The organism is Rhizobium sp. RHZ02 (assembly GCF_014851575.1).
Classification (GTDB): domain Bacteria; phylum Pseudomonadota; class Alphaproteobacteria; order Rhizobiales; family Rhizobiaceae; genus Rhizobium; species Rhizobium altiplani.
This window is the reverse complement of sequence record NZ_JACUZX010000052.1, coordinates 1-7,346: the sequence shown is the minus strand read 5'-3', so window position 1 is coordinate 7,346 and position 7,346 is coordinate 1. Positions and strand designations below refer to the sequence as shown.

Sequence of the window (7,346 nt, the reverse complement as noted above, 5' to 3'; positions counted from 1 at the left end):
GTTAAACCATGAGCAACGACTCATTCATGATCCTCCTCGCTGTCGGCGTCCCTGCCGTGGCTATCACCGGCCTAGCTCTGGCGATCTGCGCCACATCTGGACGCTGCAGCCGCAAGGAAGAGCAGGAGCTTGATCTGCTCTGCTACGGCGCGGTCGAAGGCGCGCTTCAAGATTTCAAACCTGAGACTCAGTCTTCCTCCCGGCTTTGAGGTCTCGGTAGCTGGTGCCGGTCGAACTCCTCTTGGATCGGCACCAGCGACATTCTCGGCAGCGTAAATCGCGCCAGGACTCTAACGGCAGCCACGCCCAACTGTTCGAAACATTCGTCGGACGTGGCTGCATCAACCGAAGCAACAGGCGGCGGAGCGCTTCGGTAGACTTGAATTACTGGCTTTCCGGTTCCCCGGCGGGCCTCGTGAGACGAAGGGCCAGAGGCCCCGGCAAGGGTCGGTCCTTCGTCTCCAATGTGAATGTGCTTCGACATCTGTGTGGGCTCCTTAAGCACGAGCAACTTCGCACGGAGACGAATGCACGATGTGCAAAGAAACAAAGCATTTGGAGCAAGAAATGAGTTCCGCGGTAAAAACCCAGAGCTACATTTGCAGAATGGTCGAGAAAGAGACCAAGGGCTGGGGCGATACTCTGCCGGCCCTCGAACGGCTGGCTCACCGTTACAGCATTCCATTTTGGACAATGAATAACATAAGAATTGGCCGTGCGAAGACCGTCGAAGGCGGGATTATGCGCAGGGTCAAGCTGGCTTACCTCGACATGTGCGAACGCCAGCTCAAGAACCTCCAACACGAGCTCGAATTAGAAGGAGGAGACACGGCAGATGATTTGGATGCGGATCTGCTGGCTGAGGTTCAAAGCCTCGCTGCGAAAGTTACTCAAGCGAAAAAGGGAATAAGAGCATGAGTAACTTCATCCCCATTGAAGTGCTTAGGGAAAAGTTTCTCTATGAACCCGATACGGGGATTCTCTACTGGAGAATAAACAACAGAGGGGGGCTAGTCTCCCCTCCACGCCCGGCAGGGACACACTATCTAAGCGGATATCTCGTAGTAAGGACTGGCGGTAAGGGCTACCCAGCACACCGCATCTGTTGGGCGCTATATTATGGCGAATGGCCGTCCGAAACCATAGATCACATCAACGGCGTCCGAGACGACAACCGCATCGCCAACCTTCGCGATGTCACCCAATCAGACAATTCAAAGAACATGCGCCTCTCATCGATCAACAAATCGGGGGTGTCGGGTGTCTATTGGTCAAGTTCGAAGAGAAAATGGGTCGTCCAGATTACGCACAAGCGCTTTCAAAAGCAGCTAGGCGTCTTCGATTCATTTGATGAGGCTGTCTCAGTTCGGAAGGCCGCAGAGCTTTCGTGGGGCTATCACGAAAACCACGGCAATCGGTTACGGCCCTCATATTCAGGAAATCCATGAATGAGTTCCCCCGGTGGCCCATACCTCCGGTCACCGCAACTAGGCGCGAATGCCTTTTCTATTCAGGCACTTCCTCAAATGAGGTGGAATAGATGCTAGAAGCGGCCCTTCTTCAAAGCACGTTCCAAAGTGGAAACGTCCCATCCAAAGCCGATCTGGCGAGGGTCATCGTTCGGGTCGCCGCTGTAGACGGCCAGCTCGTTGTTCGGGATGATCTTGCCGAAGCGGAGGATGGCTTTCTTCCGGAAGCGGTCGAACGTCATGCCTCGCGCCATGCTGTTTATCTGGTTGAGCCTGCCGTTCAGGTTCTCGGTCATGTTGTTCGTCCACCGCTCCGGCATCTCGAAGTGGTTGAAGATTTGAGGCCGCCAGTTCTTCATCGACGTGGTGAGCGGGCGATAGAACCGCTTGAGGTGCGGCGGCATCGTGGCGACCAGGCGGTCGTATTCCTTCTCCGCTTCGGCTCGGGTCGCGGAGTCGTAGATCATATAGAAGCGCTCCTTCCAGATGTAGGCGTCGTTGAGGAACGGATGGTCTTCGAGGATTTCCGCCAGCGTGTCCTGCGAGGTGCTGTGCATACCGTCCCAGCGGGCAAGGAACATGCGGTGCTTGTTCTTCAGGCTGCGGCGGTCCTCGTTCTCCAGCTTCGTCTGGTACCATTTGCGGGCGTCGGCCATGCCGTCATTCGCCATGCGGACGACGTGGAACTTGTCCACGATGTTCAAGGCTTTGGGGAACATCTGCTCGGCGACATTTCGGTAGCCGCGCCACATGTCCTGCACGAACACCTTGACGTAGAACTTCCAGTGCAGCTCAGCGAAGAACGCCATTACGGCGGCCTCCGTCCGGACTGGAAGAAGGTCGAGGATTTGGCCCGTTTCCAGATCGGCGGCGACGAAGCGCATGCCGCCCAGGAGGTTGTTCTCGTCCACCCCAAGAACCTCCGGCAGGTTCGTGTGGTAATACTCCAGCTTCTCGGTGGCGAACTCGTCGAAGAGACGAATGATGTAGCTGTCATCAACGCCGTTGAGGTTCGCCGCGTCCTGAAAGTTGCGTTTGACGGATGCCAGTTGGAGCGCCCGTTTAAAGCGGTGTGTGATGTACCATTTGTGATCGAGGTCCGCGTCCATCGCTTCCAAAACGATGGCCCCGCAGTGGTGGCATTTGTACCTCTGGCGCTCGACGATCAGTACGGTCGGCATGGGTTCGATTCGCCGATCTCGGTAGCGTACCTTGACCTTGTCGTGGCGCTTCGGGATGCCAGCAAGGCAACATATCCGCTCCGGTGGGTTCGGGTGCGGATAGGTCGCGACGGGTATCTGATACTCCTGCTTGCCCTTGCGCTCGACGATGCGAGGCTCGGCAGAAGCCCTGAGTTCCTTGAGGTTCAGCCAGTTCACGAGCCAGCCGTTCCAGACCTCACTTCTCTTCTTTGGTTGCCTTGGCACGCCGCTTCAATTCCCTCTCGATTGCAGCGCGTATCAGGTCGAGCCGATCTTCCCCCGGCTCAAGAGCAGCATCCATCCTCGCCTTCGCCCCTTCAGGCAAGGTCAGGTTTACGTTCTCTGCCCATAGCTTCTTGCGCCCCATGCGGGATGGAGTTGCATGTACATGATTTTGAGTCAAGCTTCACCTATTTCGTGTACGTGATATTGACTTCATATCATGTACGCGTTATCTACGCAATCACGTACACGTTATGGAGATCGGCCATGTGGGGTGATGAAGCTTGGATGAAGCGCCAGGAAGAGCGGCTGCAGCGAGAAGCAGCTCTCGATCTGGAGCAGTGGAATAAGGGCACCGAACTGGAAAACCTGCTCAAGAGAGCCGAGAAGGACATCGAAGCGTTCCGCCTTGTTGAACTGGCGCGATTGCTCGACGGCACCAGCTTCAAGCAGCGGGAAGAAGGGCTTGAGCGCGTCCAGAAGATGAGGCTCAGCGCTCAAGGGAATGATCCTTCGTTTCAGGACGCGATCAGGGTGCACGAGCGCCTCGCCCGCCTCTCGATTGAATACGCGATCAAGAAGGCGGAAGCGGTTCTCGGCCTGGTCAGAAGCTGGGAGGCGCAGTGATGGTTTATGCAACGCGGAACGGCGGATACGGCAGGAAAACGTTGCACGAAGTGACTGACTCGCAATGGAAGACGGTGTTCTCTCAGGTGCCAGGCTGGCACCTGATTGATGAGGAAACCGCCCACCAGCTTGTCAGAAGCGGCATCGAACACGACACCGGACTTTGGATCGACGACGACGGTGTCGTTCAATACGCGGACCCTGAAAGCTAAAGCCGAAGGGGAGCTTCATAGCCCGTCCGGCCGATCCGCTCCGAGTATTGGAGCACTACACGGATCGGCCGGACTAGCGTCGGAGCAAGGTACGTATCCACTCATTTTGAGGAGCAATCATGTGGGCACCCCAAGGAACATTTCCACTCAATCTGAGGAATTGCCGATATCTCAAACTTAAGGAATGGATTTCCAGCCGCGGTGAAGAGGCTTTTCTTGCCGACGATAGGGAAGAACGAGCCGAAGGGAGCAAGCCGCAACAGGTTTCGGGGCTCTCCGCATTTTCGTGGTGCGAAGATGTGCGAAGGGCTGAGGACCTCATCGGAAGATCCGATTTACCTCCACCCCTCTTTCGCGGAAGCCGTGATGGGATTCCCCATTGGGTGGACCGAGTTGGAGCCTGCGGCAACGCCGTAATCCCACAGATACCAGAGATCATTGGGCATTTGATCCTTAGCGGGAGGGCCGCAGCATGACACAGAAGCTCCTAGACCTCTTCCGCGAGCCCCACAACATGGATACGGCCCAGATTGCGGCACACCTAGGCGGAGAGGCTGCGGGCTGGACAGAAAGCCGCGTCTACAACCTCATCAATGCAGAGCGCCGAGAAGAACGCGCCGTCCCCGTCACATGGAAAGACGTAGAGCCGAAAGAGCGCAAGCACGCTCCCACGGCCAAGCTCCGAAAGCTCGTCCCGTTCGCTGGCTATGACGGCAAGGAGGAACGCATCTGATGCAGCGTTTAGAACTTCCCTTTCCCTTGCCCGTCTCCGCCTGCTTCGAAAACGTCCCCAAGGTCGGCCGTCGCGCCACAGCTCGTTACCGTGAATGGACCAACGAAGCCTTGTGGATGATCCACAGCCAGAAGCCGCAGAAGTTCGCAGGAGAGGTGTCTATCTCCATTGGCCTCGTAGCCCCCGACAAGCGCGCGAGGGACGCTGACAACGCCTTGAAGGGCTGCCTCGACGTTCTCGTCAAGTCCGGCGTCATCCGTGACGACTCCAACCGGTATGTGCGCCGCCTGACGGTCCAGTGGGTGGCGTCTGGGGCTCCCTGTACGGTTCTAATCTCAGCCTATGAGGATGAAGCAGCATGACCCTGAAACTTGATGACGGTGAAAAAGCAGGTTTCGACATCCTTTGCGAAGCAATCCCGGCCGATCTTGCCGAGGACGTTATTCGCTCCCGCCGCAAGAAGAAGGCGATCATGACGGCTCGCATCGCTCGTCGCCTCGTCGAGCAGTATCGCGCCTATGGCAACCCAGAGAGAGCGGCAGAGATCCACGTCGCCAAGGGCTGGGTAGACTTCCAGAGCGCCTGGGCGAAGAAGGGCGAAGACTTCCGCGACACGTTCAACCCGACGCCAGTCAAGGAAACGCGAGAGCAGTATCTGGCCCGAGCCATCCAGAAGAACAACGAGGACTGGGAAGGCAACTCCCGCGCTCGTCAGGTTCGCCAGCTTATGGCGCAGGCGGTCAAGCAATGATCGACCATTGCGAACGTCAACGCGCCATCGTCGCCAAGGACCGCCTGCAGCTCGTCCAGGATAACGTCTCGCAAGAGGCCTTCATCATGGGCCTAGCCCGCCGCTCTTGGCCTGTCGGCTCCCGGTATTTCTACGCACTTCAAGGCGTTTACTCGCCACGCGGAACACAAGCACAGCAGGAGGCTAATCAATGAACGCCCGCGCAGATATCGACATAGAGAAGGCCTCCAAGATGTGGAACGACGGGCAGTCGGCCGGGATGATAGCGGGCCAGTTCGGTATCTCCCGCAATGTCGTCATCGGTCTTGCCAATCGCAACCGCGATCTGTTCCCGAACAAGAAGACCGGCGCCGCAGAAGTAACGGTAGCGGCTCCTATCCAGCGCAGGGAATACAAGCCCAGCGCCATGGCCCGTATCGATGTCGATGTCTACAAGGCCGCGCAATTGTGGAACGAGGGCATGTCTCAGGAGCGTATCGCCGCCCGCCTCGGTACGAACAAGCATGCGATCCGCAGGTTAACCGGCAAGTACCGCGAGCTATTCCCTAAGCGGCCAAAGAGTGAATTCGTCTGGACTGACGAGAAAATCGCCGCAGCCGCCAAGATGTGGGCAGACGGGATGCAGCCCAGAGAGATAGGCGAGAAGTTCGGCACGACCAAAGCGGGGCTGCTCGGCGTTGCCTTCCGCAACCGCGCTCTCTTCCCGGCTCGTGGCGTAGGCCGCAAGTCTCCTCGCGGGACACGGAAGTCACTCACGATCATCCCGAAGGCGAGACAAAAAAGCGTTGTGGAACCGGACTTCGGCCCCGCAGAGCCGCAAATTCCGGCGACGGAATACGATCTTATGCGCCTCCCGCACGCCAAGACGCTCGTCGATCTTGAGCCATGCGAATGCAAGTGGCCGCTGACATCGGGTGGACCCTTCCTTTTTTGCTCCGAGACGACGGAATCCCGAGCATCCTACTGCACCAACCATCTGGAGCGGTCTTTGCCTCGTCCAGAATACCGGAGGCTCAAAGCAGCGTGAGCGACATTCCTGCCGATGATCTGAAGATTGAGGTTTGGCCGATCCCCGGAATACACGAGCGTGGCGGACAGCACGTCGGCGTCTGCTCAGGTGTGCGCATCACCCACATACCGAGCAATATTCAGGCCTACGTCGATATTGGAAGGTCTCAGCATATCAACAAGATGATCGCCATGGACATGATCTTGGCGGCTATTACGCATCCAAGATTTCGGTAACGAGGCGAAAGGCGGCAACCATGTCCTCAAAGGCAGAGAAACTACGCAAGCGACGAGCGTCACAAGGGGCAGGGCGCCCCAGAAAGGAAGGCGTCGAGCGATACCCGAGCGGCAAGATCAAGCCCGCAGAGACCGAGAAGGAGACCTTGAGTGTGGCAGTAGCGGCACGAAAGCGCACACAGGGTTGGGCAGAGGCGACACCAGACAAGACAGTCCTAGACCCGAGGGCAGGCTACACGCTCGGCCTCATGTGCCTGGATGGAAAGATCACCGAGGAGCAGCTTGAGGCAGGCAACGAATACGCGCTGGCCATCGCACGCTATCACCGCCTCGTCGGCATCCCGTTTCCTTCCGCTCGCGCTCAATCGCTCTTCAGCATCAAGGGCCATGACGGGGAAGTCAGCGAAGAGCTTGCGGCCCGCGCTCGATCGGCAAGCAACCTGATGATGCGTCTTCAAGGCATCCTGCTTCAGTGTGTGGACGGCCCGCAGGTGCGACAGACCGTGAACTCTGTTTCGGTTATGGATCTGCAACACCTCCGCGACATGTCTCCACAGCAATTGTTGTTGCTTCGCAGGGGATTAAGCGCATTGAAGAACTCAGGGGCATTGCCAAATCATAACCGAAATGCTACCGATATTACACGCTCTGGAGTTTGTGCTTCGGCGTAAGCCCCTGATGAGCGATTTGCGATTGAGCGCCATAAGCCCGCCTTCGGATTTGATCACCGGATGGCGGGTTTTCGCATTTCAGGGAACGAGATGCCCGACGAAGACGCATTCTCACCTCTCGAATCCCACTGCTCTCTCCGAGAAGCAACCTACGACGGCATCCAAGGCTTCGCCCTCATGGACTGCGACGGAGAGATGGAGATATTCGCAGAGA

13 protein-coding genes are annotated in these 7,346 nt (G+C 57.4%); 12 read left to right on the top strand and 1 reads right to left on the bottom strand.

Translation table 11 applies throughout. The features are described 5' to 3' along the window. The first annotated feature begins 26 nt into the window (after positions 1–26). From IB244_RS31105 to IB244_RS31095, 3 genes are all read left to right on the top strand, one after another. Positions 27–209 carry a hypothetical protein gene (locus tag IB244_RS31105; protein ID WP_192306877.1) on the top strand — a complete coding sequence of 61 codons (183 nt, stop codon included), beginning with the start codon at positions 27–29 and terminating at the stop codon, positions 207–209. A gap of 358 nt (positions 210–567) precedes the next feature. Further along, a complete protein-coding gene (locus IB244_RS31100; protein ID WP_192306875.1) occupies positions 568–918 on the top strand; it encodes a hypothetical protein in 351 nt (116 codons plus the stop codon). After that, a complete protein-coding gene (locus IB244_RS31095; RefSeq protein ID WP_192306873.1) occupies positions 915–1,448 on the top strand; it encodes an HNH endonuclease signature motif containing protein in 534 nt (177 codons plus the stop codon). The genes IB244_RS31100 and IB244_RS31095 overlap by 4 nt, the downstream gene beginning before the upstream one ends. 95 nt (positions 1,449–1,543) lie before the next feature. Here IB244_RS31095 and IB244_RS31090 read toward each other — a convergent pair whose 3' ends face one another. After that, positions 1,544–2,896 (bottom strand): ISL3 family transposase, encoded by a 1,353-nt coding sequence (locus tag IB244_RS31090; RefSeq protein WP_192306871.1) that lies wholly within the window; start codon positions 2,894–2,896, stop codon positions 1,544–1,546. 264 nt (positions 2,897–3,160) lie between these two features. Between IB244_RS31090 and IB244_RS31085 the strand changes: the two genes are divergently transcribed. From IB244_RS31085 to IB244_RS31045, 9 genes are all read left to right on the top strand, one after another. Beyond that, positions 3,161–3,520, top strand: coding sequence for a hypothetical protein (locus IB244_RS31085; RefSeq protein ID WP_192306869.1), 360 nt, complete (start codon positions 3,161–3,163; stop codon positions 3,518–3,520). Beyond that, positions 3,517–3,732: a hypothetical protein gene (locus IB244_RS31080; RefSeq protein WP_192306867.1), complete on the top strand. Its 216-nt coding sequence runs from the start codon at positions 3,517–3,519 to the stop codon at positions 3,730–3,732. The genes IB244_RS31085 and IB244_RS31080 overlap by 4 nt, the downstream gene beginning before the upstream one ends. Before the next feature lie 472 nt (positions 3,733–4,204). Further along, positions 4,205–4,465, top strand: a complete 261-nt coding sequence (locus tag IB244_RS31075; RefSeq protein WP_192306865.1) for a hypothetical protein — start codon at positions 4,205–4,207, stop codon at positions 4,463–4,465. Continuing rightward, entirely contained in the window at positions 4,465–4,827 is a 363-nt protein-coding gene (locus tag IB244_RS31070) for a RusA family crossover junction endodeoxyribonuclease (RefSeq protein WP_192306863.1), read from the top strand. Before IB244_RS31075 ends, IB244_RS31070 begins: the two co-directional genes overlap by 1 nt. Further along, on the top strand, positions 4,824–5,216 hold the full coding sequence (locus tag IB244_RS31065; protein WP_192306861.1) for a hypothetical protein: 393 nt from the start codon (positions 4,824–4,826) through the stop codon (positions 5,214–5,216). Before IB244_RS31070 ends, IB244_RS31065 begins: the two co-directional genes overlap by 4 nt. Beyond that, complete coding sequence (locus IB244_RS31060) at positions 5,213–5,410, top strand: hypothetical protein (RefSeq protein WP_192306859.1); 198 nt, start codon at positions 5,213–5,215, stop codon at positions 5,408–5,410. The genes IB244_RS31065 and IB244_RS31060 overlap by 4 nt, the downstream gene beginning before the upstream one ends. After that, positions 5,407–6,243, top strand: coding sequence for a GcrA family cell cycle regulator (locus tag IB244_RS31055; protein WP_192306857.1), 837 nt, complete (start codon positions 5,407–5,409; stop codon positions 6,241–6,243). Before IB244_RS31060 ends, IB244_RS31055 begins: the two co-directional genes overlap by 4 nt. Beyond that, on the top strand, positions 6,240–6,461 hold the full coding sequence (locus IB244_RS31050; RefSeq protein ID WP_192306855.1) for a peptide chain release factor family protein: 222 nt from the start codon (positions 6,240–6,242) through the stop codon (positions 6,459–6,461). Before IB244_RS31055 ends, IB244_RS31050 begins: the two co-directional genes overlap by 4 nt. A 20-nt stretch (positions 6,462–6,481) precedes the next feature. Further along, complete coding sequence (locus IB244_RS31045) at positions 6,482–7,132, top strand: hypothetical protein (protein ID WP_246734799.1); 651 nt, start codon at positions 6,482–6,484, stop codon at positions 7,130–7,132. The last annotated feature ends 214 nt before the right edge of the window (positions 7,133–7,346 follow it).

Coding starts and splice junctions, on each gene's coding strand:
- IB244_RS31105 (WP_192306877.1), top strand. CDS start 27: ATGATCCTCCTCGCTGTCGGCGTCCCTGCCGTGGCTATCACCGGCCTA.
- IB244_RS31095 (WP_192306873.1), top strand. CDS start 915: ATGAGTAACTTCATCCCCATTGAAGTGCTTAGGGAAAAGTTTCTCTAT.
- IB244_RS31070 (WP_192306863.1), top strand. CDS start 4,465: ATGCAGCGTTTAGAACTTCCCTTTCCCTTGCCCGTCTCCGCCTGCTTC.
- IB244_RS31065 (WP_192306861.1), top strand. CDS start 4,824: ATGACCCTGAAACTTGATGACGGTGAAAAAGCAGGTTTCGACATCCTT.
- IB244_RS31085 (WP_192306869.1), top strand. CDS start 3,161: ATGTGGGGTGATGAAGCTTGGATGAAGCGCCAGGAAGAGCGGCTGCAG.
- IB244_RS31055 (WP_192306857.1), top strand. CDS start 5,407: ATGAACGCCCGCGCAGATATCGACATAGAGAAGGCCTCCAAGATGTGG.
- IB244_RS31045 (WP_246734799.1), top strand. CDS start 6,482: ATGTCCTCAAAGGCAGAGAAACTACGCAAGCGACGAGCGTCACAAGGG.
- IB244_RS31060 (WP_192306859.1), top strand. CDS start 5,213: ATGATCGACCATTGCGAACGTCAACGCGCCATCGTCGCCAAGGACCGC.
- IB244_RS31075 (WP_192306865.1), top strand. CDS start 4,205: ATGACACAGAAGCTCCTAGACCTCTTCCGCGAGCCCCACAACATGGAT.
- IB244_RS31100 (WP_192306875.1), top strand. CDS start 568: ATGAGTTCCGCGGTAAAAACCCAGAGCTACATTTGCAGAATGGTCGAG.